This is a genomic window from Xylanibacter sp. (assembly GCF_057607445.1).
On the sequence record NZ_DBLZAX010000004.1, the window covers coordinates 63,537 to 83,771 of the forward strand.

Genomic DNA, 20,235 nt, shown 5'->3' on the forward strand with positions numbered 1-20,235 from the left:
TTTTTCTGTATATTTGCCGCAATGAAAGGAACAATAATCAAAATAATGGCAATGGCCCTTGTGGCCGTGACCCTGCTGTCGTGCGGCGGCAGGCATGGCGGCGATGCGGTGCGCTCGGTCTACTACTGGAGCACCACTCTGCGCATGGACAGCGTTAAGGAGCAGTTTATGCGCGAGCATAACGTCCGTCGCATGTACATCAGATACTTCGATGTCGTTGAGGACGAGAGCGGCCGCCCCGTGCCCAACGCCACGCTGCGCTTTGTTACGGCAGTGCCTAAAGGCATCGAAGTGGTGCCCGTGGTATATATCGTGAACAGCTGCATGCGCCGCGACATAAGCGGTCTGGCAGAGAAGATATACAGGCGCGTGCGCCAGATGAACGAGACCAACGACGTGGCCGGCGTGAAGGAGATACAGATAGACTGCGACTGGACCATGCGCACGCGCACGGCTTATTACAGATTTCTGAAGCAGCTGCGCGACATGGCCGGCAAGGACGGCATACGGCTGTCGGCCACAATACGCCTTCACCAACTATCGCAGCCGGCTCCGCCCGTTGACCGCGGCGTGCTGATGATGTATAACACGGGCGACTTCACTGACCTTGAGTGTAGCAAGCCCATACTCGACATGGACGATGCTGCGCCCTATATGTCGAGTCTTGCCTCATACAATCTGCCGCTCGCGTCGGCCTATCCGCTGTTCAGCTGGCGCATACTTTTCCGCGGCAGCCGCTACGTTGGCATAATGCATGCCGACGACGACCTGCCAGTGCTGGCCGGCGACAGCATAGTAGAGCGCCGCGTTGAGCTTGACGACATAATGAGAGCCAAGGACGCCGTGAGCCGCAAGCGCGCCGACGCCAACGGCGAGATACTGCTTTTCGACATGAGTAACCAGAATATAACCCGATTTAAACCGGAAGATTATGAAAAAATTTATCTTCGTTAGCCTCTTTGCCCTCGCGTTGTGTGCCGACGCATGGGCCTGCATAAGCGAGGCTCCCACGCACAACAATTACATGTTCAGCGTGTTCAGGCGCGAGAGTATGGACTCGCCGTTCCGCGAAGACATCAATGCCTACTGGAAAAGATATGCCGGCGACATGTCTGATACAAGTACGGACTATTACAGGTGGAACCGCGACAAGATTGATGCGGCGGCACGCAGCCGCGGCGATGTGCTGATGCAGCGCTACATGAAGCTGCTCGACAGCTATCTGCAGGTGTGCGACGAGGTTAGCTACGACTCGTGGGACTATCCCACCAAGGAGCAGCTGACAAAGCGAAAGTCTACCTTGAACTCGATACGCAACAGCGCCACGATGGCCATGAAGACCGGACTGCGTGAGCTAAACGCGCTGATGGTGATGCGCGCAAACATGATGCTGGGCTACGACCAGGCCAACATATCCTTCTGGAACTCAACGGCACAGAACCTGCCGAAGGGAGTATGGCGCGAGGTTGCACGCAATATATATGCCCGCGCGCTGCTCAACACGGGCAAGCGCATCGAGGCATGCAACATATACGCCGAGCAGGGCGACATGCAGAGCATCAAGTGGAGCATGCGCAACTACCGCAACCTGGCAGGAATACAGAAGATATATCTCGACGACCCAAACTCGCCCACGCTGATATATCTCGTTCAGGACTTTGTAAACAACGTGCAGGAGACGCTCGACCAGGCCACAGGCACCGGCACGGACGAAGACTGGATTAAGACCATCGACGCCCGCGTGGTGTATAAGGCAGACGCAATGCGCTTCGTAGACTTTGCCAACAACGTGGTGAGAAGCGGCAAGAACGAGTATCCATGCCTGTGGAAGTCGGCCATAGGCATGATATATTATCTCTTCGGAATGTCGGAAGAGGCCGTTGCCGAGCTCGACGAGGCCATGGCTATGGACGGCACGCCCCGCATGAAGGACAACGCACGCTGCATACGCCTGCTGGCTTCAACGGGCTGTAACATGTTCAGTCCGTCTTATTCGGCATATCTGCTGAAGGAGATGCAGCGGCTCGACGAGCTTATCAGGGATGAGCGCGGCACGTCGGACATATATCCGAACCATTACACCGACGTAAAGGAGCGCGTGGTCTACAATGCACTTGTGCCCAAATGTATGGCCACTGGCCGCGTGAACATGGCTCTGGCTCTGCTCGGAATGATGGAGGAGAATGAGCGGGATTTCTATACGAAGGGACGCCACTCGCAGCCTGATTATGTGATTGAGGGCGATTATGCATGGAACTCTGACTATTCGCCGTGGAACGAATATTTTGCTGTCATGGACACAATCAGCGCCGACGTCCTGGCCGGTTACCTCAAGTATATCAGCATGGAGCAGTCAGACCCGTTTGAGCAGTATGTCGTTTCGCAAGTATATCCCAACAAAAACTATTACAACGACCTCATCGGCACAAGGTATATGGCCGAAGGCCGCTTTGCCGACGCCCTGCCTTATCTCGAGAAAGTGTCGCTCGGCTTCCTGTCGCAGCAGAACATCAGCTGGTATATGGCCAACCGAAAATATAGCCTTCCGCGCTGGTTCAACCGTCAGTTGCCTAACATGCCCGACACCGACGGCCCCGGAAAGGGTGAGCCTAAAGAGAATATGAAGCTAAAATATTGCAAGGACATGCTGCAGCTGCAGGCCAATTACGACCTTGCACGCGAGGGAAAGCAGAAGGATATGCGTGCCTATGAGCTTGCCGTGATGCATTATCAGGCTTCGTGCTACGGCGACTGCTGGTTCCTTACGCATTACGGCCACAGCATTTACGACAGCACCCGCAACGGCGAATTCGACTTTGCGCGCAAGACCGTAGAGTATCTCAACAAGTGTGTTGTGTCTTCCGACCTCAACATGCGCTACAAGGCGCTCTATGCGCTGGCCTTTGTCGACAAGGATCCGTGGTTTGATGTCAAATACGACAGCGACTATAACCCTGTTTACATCCCGCGTCCTGCCTCAAGTCAGTATAAGGCAATGACAGCGCTGTATAGCTTTGCAAGGCAGCATCCGCAGTATGTCGACGGTTATACCACGCGCTGCGATATGCTGAAAGCCTTTGCCCGTGTGTCTGGACAGTAGTGGGCCTGCGTGCCGCCGACGCCGTTCAGTGTGCGGCATAATGTGAAAGTATAGTCAAAGCTGCAAGTTTTTTTATTCGCTGATGCAAGGTTTTGTAAATAAAAACGTTTAATATGTAGACAAAATCTTAAATGTTGCGGATATGAAAACTTGCAGCTTTATTAATTTCTTTTGGCTGATGGCATGTGTGCTTTGCCTCGTGTCGTGCGATGAGGAGAACGACTTTATCTCAGGACCTACCGCGAGCAGCACTATGATAAGCGGTGTGGCACGCACTGCCGACGGGACGCCGCTTGCCGGAGTTAAGGTGAGTGTGGATTATAATGAGTCGGTGTGGCTCGGTCAGCAGACGACACGCCACAAGGCAGAAGGCATTACCGACAAGGACGGCAACTATCGGCTGTATTTTGAGTTGCGTGACGACGAGCTGCAGGACAACGGCAACGACGCGTCGGCGTCGCGAAACTTCTACCTAATTTTCGACCTTTCTTCGCTCTCAGAAGAAAAATACATCATGCCGAAAGACATAAAGGCCGACAACAAAGATCAGAAGTTGCGCTTCTATTATGACAATCTTCACTTCGAAAGAGGCAAGTTCTACAGCCATAACCTTTACGTTCCGCTAAAGCGCTGGATAGATGTAACCGTTGTCAGCGACGGCAAGATAGACGCTAATGACAAGTTTGTCGTGTCTAATCTGATAAACTACGGTGGCGACGAGCTGCCCTTCAACTCCTATTATCGCGACGGCCGTGTGCTAATGGACTATCCCATAACGATGACGTCAGACAGGGAACAGACGTTCAGGGTGCCGTGTGCGCTCAACGACTCAAATATGATTTACATCGGCTGCATGAAGGGTGGAGTAGGCTCTTACGATGCCGTTACGCCGGTTAAGAAAGTCTTTGTAACCGAAAGCGAGCCGCAGTCGGTAAGGCTTGAAATTGGTGCTGCAGAATGAAAACGGCGATTAGGCAGAATTAAATATAAAAGACACTGAAATATAAGGCGGCTGTTACAGCCGCAGACGCATGTATCTGAAAATCAATCTGTTTTTAGTTTGGGTTCCGGCTTTTGGCAAGTCGGAACCTAATTGTTTTCATTCGGCTGTTGCTTATCGGCGTTGCCTGTGCCGTTCATGCAGCAGGCGAAGTTGGCAGAGTATGCCCTCCCGATAGGAATGGTGTTGTTGCCGGCCAGCGTTATGTCGTTTTTGGTGAAGCTTATTATTGCCGTCTTGTTGACTATAAACGACTTATGAACCCTTATGAAGGTGCTTTCAGGCAGAATCTCCTCAATGTTTTTCATGCTCATCTGCGTCATTACGGGGCGCTCGTGGTTAAGATGTATCTTGATGTAGTTGTTCAGCGCCTCGATGAACGAGATGTCGGCATAGCTTATCTTGATGTTCTTATATTCAGACTTCACTATTAAGAAGTCTTCCTCTGCATGGCGTGCCCTTTCCTGAAGGTCCTTTTGCCTTATGGCCTTTGACACCGCAACCTCGAATCTGTTGAACGAAAACGGCTTGTGAAGAAAGTCGATGGCGTTGAGCTCAAAGCCGTCGAGGGCAAACTGGGCGTATGCCGTGGTGAATATGAACATCACGTCCGACGAAATGATACGTGCAAGTTCGAGTCCGTTCATGCCCTTCATCTCGATGTCGATGAACACTATGTCGGGCTTGCTGCGCCTTATCTCTTCGAGCGCCTTGAGCGGGTTGGTGAATGTTTCAACGCTTATGTTGCCCATTCTCCGGGCAAACTCGCTGATTATGTTGAGAGCTATCGGCTCGTCGTCAATGGCAATACATCTCATTGTTCCTGTCGTCGTTGTATGTGGTTAGTTTATTAAGGTTATGCTCAGCAGCACGGTGTAGAGTCCGTCAGCGTCGTTTATCTCGAGCTTGTGGCGCTTGGGATAGGCCAGTTCGAGCCGCTTGCGGCAGTTGCTTATGCCTATGCCGGCAGAGTGGCCGCGCCGGTCTGTCGGCTTCTGGTTCTGCGTAGAGAAGAACAGCGTGCCGTCTTCAATCCTTATGACGATATACACCTGGCGGTCGTCGGTAGACGACAGACCGTATTTTATGGCGTTCTCTACGAAGGTTATAAGCAGCATGGGCACTATCTGCAGTCCCTGCCGCTTGTTGTCGTTATAGTAAGACAGCTGTATGCTGTCTTTGTTTTCGGTGCGGTATTTCTGTATCTCGATATACTGTCGTATGTAGTCGATCTCCTCTTCAACGGGTATGGCCTCTTTCGTCGGGTTGGTGTACATGTATTTCATCAGGCAGATAAACTGCATGAAGGCTGTCTCCACCTGCTGCGACTTCATCACAATCATGCCGTAGAGAGTGTTGAGCGTGTTGAAAAGAAAGTGAGGATTAATCTGTGCCTTGTATAGGGCAAGCTCCGCTTTCTTCTTCTCAGTCTCGAGGTCGTGGCTGCGCACTATCTGCCTGATAAGTTCGGTGAGCAGGCCCACGGCCGTGCTGAAGGTGATGGTTGCGACATACAGGAACCACACTGCCTGCTGATGAAGCCTTGCCCTGGCCACAGTCCTTACGCGGCGTGGACGCACCGGCCTGTGCGGAAAGTCCATCTGATACTGCGATATGAGCCACGTAATCAATATTGTGGCAAGAATCAGGATAAGAGCTATAATCACCTTGCGGCGCGTCTGGAAGAACATGGGCACCGTGATATAGCGGTTGAAGAAATAAACGGCATAGAGCCAGCACGCCAGTATGCAGACAAACGTCAGGTTGTTGGCTATCCATCGCTCTATGGGAAGCAGGAAGCACAATGCCGGCAACAGCACGCAGGCAAAGAGAAGGTCGGTTATCAGAGGTATCTTTCTTAGCATAAATTATCGTTATTGCGTTACTAAATCTTTCCCGTTGCAAAGATAGTGTAAATATTCTGTAACGTGAAAAATGAGCCATGCCGTTTACCCTCACTTATATGTCGTTTACCCTTACACGGCGAATTTGTGTTGCAGAAAACCCCGTTTTAACAATATCTTTGCAACATAAACCGCTAAAATGATATGAAAATGAACGAGAAAAGAACCCCTGGATTTATAGTCAGACTGCTGATGCTTCTGATGATATGCTGCTCGGCGGCGGCCGGTGCAATGGCCCAGACCGTTGTCAGCGGAAAGATTACTGACAAGTCGACGTCCGACCCGTTGCCTGGAGCAACGGTGTCGATAACGCCAAACGGCGGCAAAACCCGTCTTGGCGTGTCGGACATGGACGGAAAATACAGAATAGACAATCTTGCAGCAGGACAATACCGCATAAAGGTGAGCTACATGGGCTACAAGACGTATGAGAAGAGCGTCAGCCTGGGCAGCAGTGACAACAAGGTGATGAACATAAGTCTGACCGAGGACGCCACCATGCTCGAAAACCTTTCGGTAGAGGGAAGGGCAACACGTGCGCAGCAGGCAGGCGACACGCTGTCGTATAACGCGTCGGCATTTAAAGTGTTAGACGGAAGCACCGCCGAAGAGCTGTTGGCAAAGATGCCCGGCATTGTGGTAGAAGGCGGCGAGGTGCAGGCCCAGGGCGAGAGCGTAAGCAAGGTGATGGTGGACGGCAAGGAGTTTTTCGACGGCGACGTAAACCTTGCGCTGAAGAATCTTCCGGCCGACATAATAGCCAGCATAGAGGTGTTCGACAAGAAAAGCGACCAGGCCGAGTTTACCGGATTTGACGACGGAGAGGAGATAAAGACGATAAACATCGTTACAAAGAGCGGCTACAAGGAAGGAGTGTTTGGCAAGGTGTACGGCGGATACGGCACGGACAACCGCTATAACGCCGGCGGAAACATCAACATATTTGACGAGTCGCAGAGGCTGTCAATACTCGGAATGAGCAACAACGTCAACCAGCAGAACTTCTCGCAGGAAGACCTGTCGGGAGTTATGTCGGCGCAAAGCTCAAAGCGCGGGGGCAGGCGCGGCGGAGGCCGACGCGGCAGCACGGACAACTTCATGGTGGGCTCGCTCGGCGGTGTGACCAAGACCAACGGCATAGGCCTGAACTATGTGAACGAATGGAACGACAAGCTGAAGCTTACGTCGAGCTACTTCTTCAACCAGTCGTCTAACGACTATCAGGAAAAACTGCAACGCGAGTATTTCGAGTCGGCACTGCCGGGCATGTCGTACATGCAGGACAGCGAGTCGGACATGACCAACTGGAACCACCGCGTGAACATGAACCTCGAATATAAGATAGATGCCGACAACACCCTGCAGCTGCGCCCTAAGTTCAGCTATCAGAGCAGCAACACGCTGAGCAGCTATCTGGGCGAAAACCTCCTGTACGGCGAGCAGCAGAGCAGCATAGGCAGCAGCTCGGAGAGCGACGTGAAATCGTACAGCGCCGGACTTAACGCCACCTACCGTCACCGCTTCAACAAGCAGGGACGCACGCTGTCGCTCTCTGTGAACGGACAGATAACCGACAAGCGCAGCGACACCTACACTGACTATAAGGAAAGCAAGACCGAGGAAGGCACGACAACCGCCACGGAATATTCGCAGCGCAAGGACAACGACGAGAAGCAGACATCGCTGCGCACCAACCTGATGTATACGGAGCCGATAGTGGACAACGTGCAGCTGAGCGCCAACTATAAGTTCTCTTACAGCAACAGCGACGCCGACAAGAAGACGTTTGAGAGCGACGGCATGACCGACCTGGGCGAACAGCTCATTGACCAGATGTCGAGCGTGTATCAGACCGACTATCTTACGCATGCTGCCGGACTGGGCCTGAGATGGAATCTCGACAGATGGCGCTTCACGCTCGGTGCCGACTTCCAGTGGGCTTCGCTCGACGGCGAACAGTCGTATCCCGTTGCCGACAACATATCGCACAACTATTTCTCTGTGCTGCCGTCGGCCATGATACGCTACTCGCTCAACCGCAACAACTCGTTCATGCTGCGCTACCGCAGCAGTTCTACGTCGCCCACGCTGCAGCAGCTGCAGTCGGTTGTCGACAACACCAATCCGCTGTTCCTCTCTACCGGAAACCCGCTGCTCGACCAGCAGATTAACCATACGCTCAACCTGAGATATATGCTCACAACAATGTCGGGACAGACCTTCATAGCCATGCTCGGCGCCACGCTGCGCAACGGATATGTGGCTGACAGCACCTTCGTGGCAACAGAAGACATCACGCTGCCCGGCGGAATAGAGATGGACAAGGGCGCACAGCTTACACGCCCTGTGAACCTCGACGGATACTACAGTCTGCAGGCCATGCTGACATACGGATTCCCGCTCGACCTGATACGCAGCAACGTCAACCTGAGCCTTGCCGGCAACTATGCCAGCGTGCCGACGATATTCAACGGCGTGAAAAGCAATACGCGCGAACTGACGTTTGTGCCAAAGGTGGTGATAGGCAGCAACATCAGCGACAAGCTCGACTTCACGCTGTCGTATTCAGCCTCGATAAACAAGGCCCTCAGTTCTGTTGCCGACCTGAACACGAGCAACTATGTTACGCACATAGCACAGGCACGCGTGGGCTGGACCTTCTGGGCCGGACTGACTCTGCGCAGCACGCTGACCTATACGGGCTACAGCGGCCTGAGCGCCGACACGGAAGACTATTTCCTGTGGAACGCGTCGCTCGGCAAGAAGTTCCTGAAGAACAATGCAGCCGAGATAAGGCTCGATGTGTATGACATACTGGGACAGAGCCAGTCGTTCAGACAGTCGGTAGGCAGCAACTACTACGACTATCTTACGGCCAACGTGCTGCAGCCCTATGCCATGGTGAGCTTTGTCTATACGATAAGATAGGCCGTCTGAGGCCGCGATGACATCAGCGTATGCCGTCGTAAAAAGACATTAAATTAGGTTTTAGTTGTTTGTAAATCAATGCCGGGCGGCTGTCGGCCTGCCTTTCCTAAGGCGCAGCATGATGCGGCAGGGCGGGGCAGACTGACATACGGCGGCAGAGAAATGCAGACATAAGGAGCAAAACCTATAACGCAATATGGCAAAACTTTTACGGCCAAAGGGCTGTTTGAGATTAAATTAAACATCTAAAAAACGAGAACTCATGAAGAAACTATTATTACTGATGGCCCTGACGGCCATGTTCGGCATCAGCGCCGACGCACAGAAAAGGGGCGGGCAGAAGCTTACGCCTGAACAGAGAGTGGAGAAACGCATGGAACAGCTCGACAGCAAGCTGAAGCTAAGCGACGAGCAGAAGCAGAACATAAAGTCGCTCTACACCGACTTCTTCAGTCAGGACATAAGCCGCGAGGAGCGCAGGAGCAAGATGGAGGAGCTTAACACGAAGATAAGCAATCTGCTTGACGACAGCCAGAAAAAGACTTTCAGCGAGATGAACAGCCGGAAGGCCGGCAGAAAGCGCTAAGCACGCATGCCTTACAGCCGCCATGCAGAGGCATTATGCCGTGGCGGCCTTGACTTCTGATTATTAAGATGCTTGTATATGAATGTGCCTGACGGGATGGTTTATCGTGTCTTTTTTGTTAATCCCGGTCGGGTACATTCTTTTTTTCTCGGCCATTTTTATATGTAACAGTTTCCGCGGTTTTGCTTTCACATTGATTTTGCCTGACGCTCTCATACTGAGATATTTGAAAAATTAAAATATTTGACCGTAAAAACGTGCCGTTTTCGTGTGCAAGCGCAAGTGTCAGATGCATAGCGTGTTACATCGTTATGCGTAGATGTGTGCAAAGATTTTTGTCCTGATTGGGACAAAAAAGCTATTATTTCAATGAAAAAACAGGGTCGTTTGAGGTGCAAAAGTGGCCCGGTTTTGAGTAAAAAGTTGCCGGTTAATTTTTCAAAAGCATACCTTTTGCATATAAATGTAAATATACTTTACCGCAGCTACCTGTTTTCCGCTTCTGCTTTTTCTATTTCAGCAGAAAATCCTGACATTTTTGTGATGACACATTGCCGCATGAAAGCAGCAGGCAGCTTACATGCTGTCAGAAGCCGATGCCGTTTGTCGGCTGTGCCTTTCCGGCATTTTATGTGTCCGTGCCGTATGGGCGTAATATATAAAAAACATGGATTTGGTTTTATTCTGCCGTTATTTATGGTATATAGTTATGGGCCGAAGCATTCGGCTGTGGCAGATTCATTAAGCATATTTGTGTGCATGCAGATAAAAAAGAAAAATGCCAAGCGGTTTATTATCAACCACTTGGCATTTTTTCTTGTTTCGTTATATTCAAGGCGTTTTATTTTAATTCGCGTCAGAATAAAGTTAAGATCATGTGCAGAGCGCAGGCGAAGTTCTGCGTCAGCTGATTAAGATACAGGAGTGGAAAGATATGTGCAAAGTGGTTTATAATAATCCACAAGGCATATGGCTTTAACTCCTTTAACTGCTCTGACTTCTTTAACTCCTAATCAATATTATTACATGTATCCCAGCCATCTGAGAATGTCGTTCAGGTTGGCCACAACCATCAGCAGAATCAGTATGCCGAAGCCTACATATTCAGCCCTTATAAGGAAGTTCTCGCTCGGCTTGCGGCGCGTAATCATCTCGTAAAGCAGGAAGAGCACGTGGCCGCCGTCGAGGGCAGGGATAGGCAGGATGTTCATAAACGCAAGGATGATGCTGAGGAATGCAGTCATGCGCCAGAACATCATCCAGTCCCATGTCGGCGGGAACAGGCTGCCGATAGATCCGAAGCCGCCCAGCGACTTGGCGCCGTCGGCTGTAAACACATATTTCATGTCGTCTACATATCCGCGGAGCACGCCGATACCGTATTTTATTCCGGCAGGGAAGCTCTCAAAGAAGCCGTATTCTACGGTTTCGGGCTTGTAGTATGTAGCCAGATATGTGCGGCCTATGCCTAACGTAAGGTCAGGGTTGAGCACCATTTTCATCGTGTCGCGCTTTTCGGGCGAGGCCTTATGGCAGAACACCACCGTGGTTGTGCGCACCTTTATGCTGTCTTTTGTGGTCTTGGCCACGCTGAGCATGTCGCTCATTACGGCCATCTGGTCGTCAAACTCGTTCCATGAGTCAATGCTCTTGCCGCCTATCGCCAGCAGCTTGTCGCCCTTCATCATGCCGGCCTTTGCTGCCGGAGAGTTTGGCATCACGCTGTCTATGTCGGCCGGGATGAACGGCTTTACAAACACGGGCTGCTCCTTGAGCATGGTCAGCAGGCTCATGTCTTCGGGCATGGTGAGCTGTATCTCCTTGCCCTGGCGCATCACGGTTACGGTCTGCGCGTTGGCTATGTCGCGGTACATGTCGACGTCAAACTTTGTCAGCGTGTTCTCGTTGGTTCGCAGCAGCACGTCGCCGTCCTTGAAGCCTATCTTCTTGGCAGCGTCGTTAAACTTCATACCCATCGTCATCTTGTCCAGACGGTAGTAAGAGTCGCCCCATGTGTAGAGCACCATCGAATAGATAAACAGCGCAAGCAGGAAGTTTACGAGCACTCCGCCCACCATTATCAGCAGTCGCTGCCATGCCGGCTTGGAGCGGAACTCCCACGGCTGCGCCGGCTGCTTCATCTGTTCGGTGTCGAACGACTCGTCTATCATGCCCGAAATCTTGCAGTAGCCGCCGAGCGGAAGCCAGCCCACGCCGTATGTCGTATCGCTTTTCTTGGGCTTAAATTCAAAGAGGTGGAACCATGGGTCGAAGAACAAGTAAAACTTTTCAACCCTTACGCCGAAAAGTTTTGCAAAGAAGAAGTGGCCGCCTTCATGCAGCAGCACGAGAATAGAGATTGCCAGCATAAACTGGAGCAGTCTTATCAAAAATATTTCCATGTCTCTGTTTTCTTAATTTTTCTTTCTGCGGCCGGTCGCCGCCGTCGGATTGTTTTGCTTTTGGATAAAAATATGTTACTTGTTTTATTTATTCTTTCTTTATCAGTGTGCCCCGAGCAGTTCGGTAGCCACGCGCCTTGCCTCGGCGTCGGTGCTTACGTAGGTGTCATAGTCGGGCGCGCTGCTGAAGCTTACGCGGCTCATGGTCTTCTCTATGATGTCGCTCATCTGTGTGAATCCGCACTTGTCCTCAAGGAATCCGCGGTTGACAATCTCGTTGGCTGCGTTGACAATGCACGGCATGTTGCCGCCTTTCTTTATCGCCTCGAAGGCAAGGGCAAGGCAGCGGAACTTGTCTAAGTCGGGCTCGAAGAACTCCAGCGGCTGCTTGAACAGGTCGAGACGGTCTTCGTTGAGGTGAATGCGGTCGGGGTAAGTCAGCGCATACTGTATGGGCAGGCGCATGTCGGGCACTCCGAGCTGTGCCTTCACGGCTCCGTCGGCAAACTGTACGGCGCTGTGCACGATGCTCTGCGGATGGATAAGCACCTGAATCTTGTCGGCCGGAACGCCGAAGAGCCATTTAGCCTCGATAACCTCGAAGCCCTTGTTCATCATCGTGGCGCTGTCTATGGTTATCTTTGCGCCCATGCTCCATGTGGGATGCTTCAGCGCGTCGGCCTTGGTTACGGTGGCAAGCTGTTCCTTGGTGAAGTTGCGGAACGGGCCGCCTGATGCCGTGAGCAATATCTTTTCAATCTCGTTGTCGCCTTCTCCGGCCAGACTTTGGAATATGGCAGAGTGCTCGCTGTCAACGGGTATTATCGGTGCGTGATATTTCTGCGCCAGCTCGCATATCAGTTCTCCGGCAACAACCAGAGTCTCCTTGTTGGCAAGGCATATCTTCTTGTGTGCCTTGATGGCATGAATTGTCGGATTAAGTCCGGCAAAGCCCACCATTGCCGTAAGCACCATGTCTATCGGGCCGGCCTCCACTATTTCGTCTATGGCCTGTTTGCCTGCATACACCTTTATGTCGGGCAGGTCGGCGAGCAGGCTTTTCAGTTCTTCATACTTGTCTTCGTTGGCAATCACCACTGCTGCCGGATTGTAGCGGCGTGCCTGTTCGGCCAGTTCTTTCACTTTGTTGTTGGCCGTGAGGCAGTAAGCCTCAAACAGGTCAGGATGCTCGTCAATCACCTGCAGTGCCTGTGTGCCTATCGAGCCTGTTGAACCGAGAATGGCTATCTGTTTCTTCATAAAATCTTAAATTCTCCCAACTTCTAAATTTGTTTCTCTTGTCTTTCGTCGTTCCGTATCGTCCTTGGCGCGCCTTGCGGCCGTGGGACTGTGGCGTCTGCTTATTCAAGGTCGAGAAGCCCTTCGGGCAGGTCTACCACAATGATGTGCCTCTCGGTGTCGACGTCAATGATGAAGTCTTCCGATGCCGGTATCATTATTTCCTTGCCGTCTGGTGTCTCTACGTTAAAGAGAGTGTTTACAGTTGAATAGTCAACCGACTTGACCGTGCCTATCAGGCGGTTGTTGTTGGCGTCGAGCAGGCTGAAGTTTTCGGCCTCGTTGAGCGACATGGCGTCCTGGCTCTCTTCTGCCAGCTTGCGGCTGAAGTAGACGTCGCATCCGGTGAGTTCCTGCGCCTGCTCCTTGGTGTCGATGTCGCAGAACTTCACAAGGGCTGTCTCGCCGCTCTTGAACCTGTATTCTTCGAAAAAGAAAGGCACGAGTATGCCGTCGATGAGCAGCACGAGATAGTCGGCGTCGACTCTGTCGAACACGTCGTCCTCAAACATTAGCGACACCTCGCCCTTCACACCGTGGGGCTTGCCTATCTTGCCGATTTTGAAAACTTCCTCTTGTCTTATCATCGCTGTTGTTGTTTCGCTTTTATGCTTAGCTTATGCGCTCAATCTTGGCTCCTAGGTTGTTCAGTCGTGCCTCAATGTCCTCGTAGCCGCGGTCAATCTGTGCAATGTTGTCTATGCGGCTTGTGCCGTTGGCGCTCATGGCTGCAATGAGCAGCGCTATTCCGGCTCGTATGTCGGGGCTTGTCATGCGTCCGGCACGCAGCCTTACGTTATGGTCGTGGCCTACCACCACGGCTCTGTGCGGGTCGCAGAGTATTATCTGTGCGCCCATGTCTATCAGTTTGTCTACAAAGAACAGGCGGCTCTCGAACATTTTCTGGTGGAACAGCACGCTGCCTCTTGCCTGAGTGGCCACAACAAGCAGCACCGACAGCAGGTCGGGCGTGAGTCCGGGCCATGGGGCGTCGGCCAGAGTCATTATCGATCCGTCAATAAACGAATCGATTTCGTAGTGGTCCATATGCGGTATGATGAGGTCGTCGTCCTCGGTGTCTATCTTTACGCCGAGGCGGCGGAATGCGTCGGGTATGATGCCGAGGTTGCGCAGCGACACGTTCTTTATGCGTATGCCGTCGCCCACCATGGCAGCCATGCCTATGAACGAGCCCACCTCAATCATGTCGGGCAGTATCTTGTGCTCGGTTCCGTGCAGCGAGTCGACGCCCACTATCGTCAGCAGGTTTGATGCAATGCCGCTGATGCGTGCGCCCATTTGGTTGAGCATGTGGCACAGCTGCTGTATGTAGGGCTCGCATGCCGCGTTGTATATGGTCGTTGTTCCTTTTGCCAGCACGGCTGCCATTATGATGTTTGCCGTACCGGTTACAGATGCCTCGTCGAGCAGCATGTAGCAGCCCTTAAGTTCGTTGCCGTTTATCTCGAATGTGTTTCTTTCGTCGTTGTGCAGAAACTTTGCGCCCAGATATTTGAATCCCAGGAAGTGGGTGTCCAGGCGTCGCCGTCCTATCTTGTCTCCGCCCGGCTTGGTCACTACGGCCTTGCCGAAGCGTGCCAGCAGCGGTCCTATCATCAGCACGCTGCCCCTGAGCGAAGCGCATTTGCGTATAAACTCGTCGCTCTCCAGATAGTCGAGGTTGATGTTCTCTGCCTTGAACGAATATTCGTTCCTGCTTATGCGGATTACATCCACGCCTATGTCTGTTAGCAGCAGAATGAGATTCTTTACGTCAAGAATGTCAGGTATGTTCTTTATTCTTACTTCTTCGGGCGTAAGCAGTGATGCGCATATCACCTCGAGCGCCTCGTTCTTGGCGCCTTGCGGTGTTATGGTTCCGCTGAGCGAATGTCCGCCTTCTATGATGAAAGATTCCATGTTCGGGTCTTGATTTGGTTAACGTTGCTGTTAGCGTTATCTTCTTTTCCTTCTCCTTTCTCCGGGCTCCTTCAGACTTCCCACATTAAACTTGAATGTGTCGAGGTCGAGTTGTATCTTCCCGTTGGTGAAGCGTGCCAGGTCAGAGGCTATTTTCTCGTCGTCGCTCGAGCCGTGGCTCCATTGTATCAGGTTGCGTTTCATCTGGTTGGCCGTCAGCCTCGTAAGCTCGTCGCGCTCGGGTCCGGGCTCCATGTTCATCAGTTGTTCAAACAGCTCGAACACCATTCCGCCGTAGTGCTTTATGGGGTTCTTCTGTTTTGGATATTCCATGGGCTGAGGCTTTGTGGTTATGCTCTTTGCCTCGTTGATGTCTACCGGATAGTCGATGTCGAGCTTGAAGTCGCTCATTATGGCCAGATGGTCCCACAGCTTCTGCTTGTAGTCAATGTTCTCTCTGTTCTGCGGGAACATGCGCTCCATGATGCATATTATGGTCTCTGCGCATTTCTGACGTTCTTCTCTGTCGCTGAGCGTCATGGCGTAGTCTACCATCTTCTGCACCTCGCGTCCGTATTCGGGCAGCGTGAGCTTCTTGCGCTGTGTATTGTAGTCTAATCCATCGATTTCCATTTCTTTCTTGTTTAAATTCCGTTTAAATGTAGTGTGATATGTGTCTCTGTTGTCCTTGCCCCGTGTGCGCTTTCGCGCTGTGGCTTACAGCAGTTTCTTCGGTGTCTTGGCCACGAAGTCTTTCAGATAGAAGGGCACGAAGTAGGCCACGTCTTCAAATTTCTCCTCGGCCATGCGCTTCTCTGCCAGCGGGAACATGTTCTTAGCCAGCGGCTCAATGCCTTTTATCAGCACGGCGTTGGGGTGGTTGATGGCCTCGATGCACTTGCATGCGCCGTTGCCGAAGAAATACACCTTGCCTTTGTCGAGGAATTCCTTATACGTGTCGGCGTCCACCACGTCGGCCTGCACGCCTCTCACCTCTTTGAGCGAACGGTCGTATATGCCCGAGTAGACCTCCATGCGGCGTGCGTCGAGCATGGGGCAGAGCAGCGCGCCGGGTTCGGGCTCATGGGTGAGCAGTACGGGCACTGTGAGCAGCTCGAGCGTGGGCACGGCTATCAGCTTGATGTCGCGGCCATAGCATATGCCCTTGGCCATCGAAACGCCTATGCGCAGGCCGGTGTATGAGCCGGGGCCGCAGCTCACGGCTACGGCATCGAGCGGAATGGCGTGGCTGTCGGCGAACGAAATGGCTTCGTCAATAAATGTTCCAAGTCTTACTGCATGGTTCGGGCCGCTGTGGTCTTCTTTGCTGAATATGCAGGCGCCGTCCTGGCTTACTGCTACCGAACACACGTTGGTGCTCGTCTCAATATTCAAAATACACGACATAATTAAAAATATCTTCTTAAATAAAGTGCAAAAATACGCTTTTTTCCGAAGAAATATGTACTTTTGCATAAATTTAACTACAAAAGTGTTATGATACAATCTATGACGGGTTATGGCAAGTCGGTCGTAACCTTCAATGAGAAGAAGATTAATGTAGAAATAAAATCTTTAAACAGTAAGGCCTTAGACCTGTCTACGCGCATTGCGCCGCTATACCGTGAGAAGGAAATGGAGATGCGCCAGATGATTTCGAAGGCGCTCGTAAGAGGAAAGGTTGACTTTTCAATCTGGATAGAGAAAGACGCGTCTCTCGACGCCACGCCTATCAACAGTGCGCTGGTGGAGAACTATTATCATCAGATAAAGGACATTGCCGCCAAGACCGGCATGCCTGAGCCGCAAGACTGGTTCAGCATACTTGTGCGCATGCCCGACGTTATGAGCAAGACCGAGGCAGAGGTGCTGACCGACGAGGAGTGGGCCGTTGCCCGCGGCGGCGTTGAGCAGGCACTGCAGGCGCTTGTGGAGTTCCGCAAGCAGGAGGGTGCCGCCCTTTATAACAAGTTCAGCGAGAAGCTCGACAACATCGGCAGTCTGCTGGCGTCTATTGAGCCATACGAGAAGTCGCGTGTGGAGAAGATACGCAGCCGTATCGTTGAGGGCCTGAAGAGCATACCCGAAATAGAATACGACAAGAACCGCCTTGAGCAGGAACTTATCTATTACATAGAGAAACTCGACATCAACGAAGAGAAACAGCGCCTTGCAAACCATCTTAAATATTTCCGCGAGACCATGAACGACGGCATAGGCCAGGGCAAGAAGCTCGGCTTCATAGCTCAGGAAATGGGACGCGAAATAAACACCACAGGCAGCAAGAGCAACCAGGCCGAGATGCAGAACATCGTGGTGAAGATGAAGGACGAACTGGAACAGATAAAAGAACAGGTGCTTAATGTACTTTAAATTTTAGGAGTTAAAGTAGTTAGAAGTAGTTATAGTAGTTAAAGTCATTACCATTGCACGTTCTTTATCATAAAGAAAGCTTTTGGGTATGATGCTTAAAAATATAGATAAAGTCAAGAATATATGACTTTAACCTGCAAGCATAAAAGCATATGGCTCTAACTCCTTTAACTACTTCTGACTCTTTTAACTCCCGATGAGAAACGCAAATGACTTTAACTTCTTTAACTACTCTAACTCCTTTAACTACTTTTTAAAACCATGCCCGGAAAACTCATTATCTTCTCTGCTCCTAGCGGAAGCGGAAAGAGCACAATAATCAACTGGCTGATGTCGCACGAAGAGCTGCGCATGGCCTTCAGTATATCATGCACAAGCCGCGCCCCGAGAGGCACAGAACGCAACGGCGTTGAATATTTCTTCGTTACGCCCGAAGAGTTCAGACGCCGGATAGACAACGACGAGTTCCTCGAGTATGAGGAAGTATATAAAGACCGCTACTACGGCACGCTGAAGCAGCAGGTGGAGGCACAGCTCGAAAAAGGCGAGAACGTTGTCTTTGACGTGGACGTGAAGGGCGGATGCAACATAAAGAACTATTATGGCGACCGTGCCCTCAGCGTGTTCATCCAGCCGCCGTCGATAGAGGAGTTGCGCAACCGTCTGACAGGACGCGGCACCGACGCCCCGGAAGTGATAGAAGACCGCATAGCCCGTGCGTCGTTCGAGCTTACCTTCGCCCCGAAGTTCGACAAGGTGGTTATCAACGACGACCTGGACAAAGCTAAGGCCGAGGCGCTGAAGATAGTTAAAGACTTTCTGCTCGGTTAAGTGAATAACGTCTTACGAAAGTAAAAAACTAAAAGTTAAAAGTGAAAAATCCAAATGCCTTGTGGTGATACAAACTCCTATCTTTGTTTCGAAACAGCAAAGCTAATGTTCTGTCGGATATGCTATCCGACAGCATTGAATATCAGGATTTTTAATCCGATACTCATACCTTTTAATCAAAAAATAGGAAGTAATCGGATTGAAAATCCTTATACTCAATTCCGGCAGATTATAAATCAGCCGGCACATTAGTCTTGCTGTTACATACCATAGTTTTGAAAACCTAAAGGTTGATGTTTGACAATAGGCTACAAGAAGCAACAATGCTATTGTTCTGTCGGATATGCTATCCGACAGCATTAAGTATCAGGATCTGTGATCCGAAATTCATACCTTTTAATCAAAAAATAGGAAGTAATCGGATTGAAAATCCTTATACTTAATTCCGGCAGATTATAAATCAGCCGGCACATTAGTCTTGCTGTTACATACCATAGTTTTGAAAACCTAAAGGTTGATGTTTGACAATAAGCCACAAAGCATTTGACTTTAACTTCTTTAACTACTCTAACTCCTAAAGAATAAAAATGATCACCACCGGCATCTTCGGGGGCTCTTTCAACCCCATACACAACGGACACGTAGAGCTGGCGCGCCTGCTGTTGGCAAGTGCGGGACTAGATGAAATATGGTTTGTCGTGTCGCCGCAGAACCCGTTTAAGCGTGCTGCCGACCTGCTTGACGACGAACAGCGGCTAAAGATGGTAGAGCTTGCGCTCAAAGGCGAGCCGCGTATGCATGCCTCCGACTATGAGTTTCGCATGCCCCGTCCGTCGTATATGTGGCACACCCTTCAGTCGATGAGCCGCGACTATCCCGACCGCCGGTTCGTCCTGCTCATAGGTGCCGACAACTGGGAGCGCTTCAGCGAGTGGTATGCCTGGCGCGACATCCTCAGTCATTATCGCATAGTGATATATCCCCGCGGCGGTTCTGCCGTAGATGCCGCGTCGCTGCCCGAAGGAGTCAGTCTCGTAGACACCCGTCTGATAGACATCAGCAGCACGCAGGTAAGGCAGTTCATTGCCGCCGGCCGTCCGATAAACGGTCTTGTGCCCGACAGCGTGGCCCGTTATATCAGCGACAACGGTCTGTATGCTCCTAAAGTTTAAGTCGGTGGATAACATATCGGAGCTGTTTTTCCGTAATTCTGATATTGTTCTTATTGCATTGCTAATTGTTAAAACACAGCATGAAATAGGTAAAAACTCAGGACAAAAATATTTTTCATTCTAGAAAATCAACTTATAACGTATGTTAAAGATGATGGCATTGATACCACGCTTCTTTAACATACGTTTATTTTTATGCCTATTTTCAACATCAAAATCAGCCCTTTTTCGTTCACAAATGCCTGCTTTTAATGTCGTAAACGTATGCTTTTGTGATGCTAAACCTATCGTTTACGGGTGAAAAGTGGCCGAGTAATGTTTTTTAACTATTGCCTTCTTGCTTCGTAATCTTGGTAAAAGCCGATATATCAACACTTTACCGGAAATGTCAATTTTGTGCAATTTTTCGCACCAAACCACGGTTTCGTGATGAGCATGGCAATTCTGGAGAGGTTAAAAGTTTATTTTAGTAGTTAAAGGAGTTAGAGTAGTTAAAGAAGTTAAAGTCAAATGTCTTGTGGCTTAAAAACAAACGGCATATACCAACAAAGCTAATGTGCCGGCTGATTTTCAATCTGCCGGAATATAGTATCAGAATTTTCAATCCGCTTGCTTCCTATTTTTTTGATTAATAGGTATGAATTTCGGATCACAGATCCTGATATTCGATGCTGTCGAATTTTTCGCTGCGCTCAACAACACGTGCATATCCGACAGAAC

General features: G+C 50.8%; 17 protein-coding genes. 9 read left to right on the forward strand and 8 right to left on the reverse strand.

What is annotated here, in order from left to right; genetic code table 11:
- The first annotated feature begins 21 nt into the window (after window positions 1-21).
- The 3 genes from ACZMIG_RS04795 to ACZMIG_RS04805 all read left to right on the forward strand — a co-directional run bounded on the left by ACZMIG_RS04795 (window position 22) and on the right by ACZMIG_RS04805 (window position 4,061).
- The gene (locus tag ACZMIG_RS04795) at window positions 22-954 is read left to right on the forward strand and encodes a hypothetical protein (protein WP_487889165.1); all 933 of its coding nucleotides are present in this window, start codon (window positions 22-24) and stop codon (window positions 952-954) included.
- Entirely contained in the window at window positions 932-3,100 is a 2,169-nt protein-coding gene (locus ACZMIG_RS04800; protein WP_487889166.1) for a hypothetical protein, read from the forward strand. The genes ACZMIG_RS04795 and ACZMIG_RS04800 overlap by 23 nt, the downstream gene beginning before the upstream one ends.
- A gap of 142 nt (window positions 3,101-3,242) precedes the next feature.
- On the forward strand, window positions 3,243-4,061 hold the full coding sequence (locus ACZMIG_RS04805; protein WP_288949435.1) for a carboxypeptidase-like regulatory domain-containing protein: 819 nt from the start codon (window positions 3,243-3,245) through the stop codon (window positions 4,059-4,061).
- 128 nt (window positions 4,062-4,189) lie between these two features.
- Here ACZMIG_RS04805 and ACZMIG_RS04810 read toward each other — a convergent pair whose 3' ends face one another.
- A complete protein-coding gene (locus ACZMIG_RS04810; protein WP_487889167.1) occupies window positions 4,190-4,918 on the reverse strand; it encodes a LytR/AlgR family response regulator transcription factor in 729 nt (242 codons plus the stop codon).
- Window positions 4,919-4,942: 24 nt separating this feature from the next.
- Entirely contained in the window at window positions 4,943-5,965 is a 1,023-nt protein-coding gene (locus ACZMIG_RS04815) for a sensor histidine kinase (RefSeq protein WP_021854038.1), read from the reverse strand.
- A gap of 189 nt (window positions 5,966-6,154) precedes the next feature.
- On the opposite strand from ACZMIG_RS04815, the gene ACZMIG_RS04820 reads away from it, so the two are divergent.
- The 3 genes from ACZMIG_RS04820 to ACZMIG_RS04830 all read left to right on the forward strand — a co-directional run bounded on the left by ACZMIG_RS04820 (window position 6,155) and on the right by ACZMIG_RS04830 (window position 10,433).
- Window positions 6,155-8,932 (forward strand): TonB-dependent receptor domain-containing protein, encoded by a 2,778-nt coding sequence (locus ACZMIG_RS04820; RefSeq protein ID WP_418874956.1) that lies wholly within the window; start codon window positions 6,155-6,157, stop codon window positions 8,930-8,932.
- Window positions 8,933-9,194: 262 nt separating this feature from the next.
- Window positions 9,195-9,518, forward strand: coding sequence for a DUF4890 domain-containing protein (locus ACZMIG_RS04825; protein ID WP_125104987.1), 324 nt, complete (start codon window positions 9,195-9,197; stop codon window positions 9,516-9,518).
- Window positions 9,519-9,887: 369 nt separating this feature from the next.
- On the forward strand, window positions 9,888-10,433 hold the full coding sequence (locus ACZMIG_RS04830) for a hypothetical protein (protein ID WP_418874957.1): 546 nt from the start codon (window positions 9,888-9,890) through the stop codon (window positions 10,431-10,433).
- A 107-nt stretch (window positions 10,434-10,540) separates the two neighbouring features.
- Here the strand turns inward: ACZMIG_RS04830 and rseP are convergent, their stop codons facing one another.
- From rseP to tsaB, 6 genes are all read right to left on the reverse strand, one after another.
- Complete coding sequence (gene rseP / locus ACZMIG_RS04835; protein WP_418874958.1) at window positions 10,541-11,920, reverse strand: RIP metalloprotease RseP; 1,380 nt, start codon at window positions 11,918-11,920, stop codon at window positions 10,541-10,543.
- A gap of 102 nt (window positions 11,921-12,022) precedes the next feature.
- Window positions 12,023-13,180 (reverse strand): 1-deoxy-D-xylulose-5-phosphate reductoisomerase, encoded by a 1,158-nt coding sequence (locus ACZMIG_RS04840; RefSeq protein ID WP_021854033.1) that lies wholly within the window; start codon window positions 13,178-13,180, stop codon window positions 12,023-12,025.
- A gap of 101 nt (window positions 13,181-13,281) precedes the next feature.
- Window positions 13,282-13,806, reverse strand: a complete 525-nt coding sequence (gene rimM, locus ACZMIG_RS04845) for a ribosome maturation factor RimM (protein WP_487889168.1) — start codon at window positions 13,804-13,806, stop codon at window positions 13,282-13,284.
- Between the two features lie 25 nt (window positions 13,807-13,831).
- On the reverse strand, window positions 13,832-15,139 hold the full coding sequence (gene murA, locus ACZMIG_RS04850; RefSeq protein ID WP_487889169.1) for a UDP-N-acetylglucosamine 1-carboxyvinyltransferase: 1,308 nt from the start codon (window positions 15,137-15,139) through the stop codon (window positions 13,832-13,834).
- Between the two features lie 36 nt (window positions 15,140-15,175).
- Window positions 15,176-15,772, reverse strand: a complete 597-nt coding sequence (locus tag ACZMIG_RS04855) for a DUF4290 domain-containing protein (protein WP_021854030.1) — start codon at window positions 15,770-15,772, stop codon at window positions 15,176-15,178.
- An 84-nt stretch (window positions 15,773-15,856) separates the two neighbouring features.
- Window positions 15,857-16,546 carry a tRNA (adenosine(37)-N6)-threonylcarbamoyltransferase complex dimerization subunit type 1 TsaB gene (tsaB, locus tag ACZMIG_RS04860; protein WP_053398249.1) on the reverse strand — a complete coding sequence of 230 codons (690 nt, stop codon included), beginning with the start codon at window positions 16,544-16,546 and terminating at the stop codon, window positions 15,857-15,859.
- 90 nt (window positions 16,547-16,636) lie between these two features.
- Between tsaB and ACZMIG_RS04865 the strand changes: the two genes are divergently transcribed.
- The 3 genes from ACZMIG_RS04865 to nadD all read left to right on the forward strand — a co-directional run bounded on the left by ACZMIG_RS04865 (window position 16,637) and on the right by nadD (window position 19,515).
- Entirely contained in the window at window positions 16,637-17,512 is an 876-nt protein-coding gene (locus ACZMIG_RS04865) for a YicC/YloC family endoribonuclease (RefSeq protein ID WP_021854028.1), read from the forward strand.
- A 261-nt stretch (window positions 17,513-17,773) separates the two neighbouring features.
- The gene (gene gmk, locus ACZMIG_RS04870; protein WP_021854027.1) at window positions 17,774-18,343 is read left to right on the forward strand and encodes a guanylate kinase; all 570 of its coding nucleotides are present in this window, start codon (window positions 17,774-17,776) and stop codon (window positions 18,341-18,343) included.
- A gap of 587 nt (window positions 18,344-18,930) precedes the next feature.
- Window positions 18,931-19,515 (forward strand): nicotinate (nicotinamide) nucleotide adenylyltransferase, encoded by a 585-nt coding sequence (gene nadD, locus ACZMIG_RS04875; RefSeq protein WP_021853818.1) that lies wholly within the window; start codon window positions 18,931-18,933, stop codon window positions 19,513-19,515.
- The last annotated feature ends 720 nt before the right edge of the window (window positions 19,516-20,235 follow it).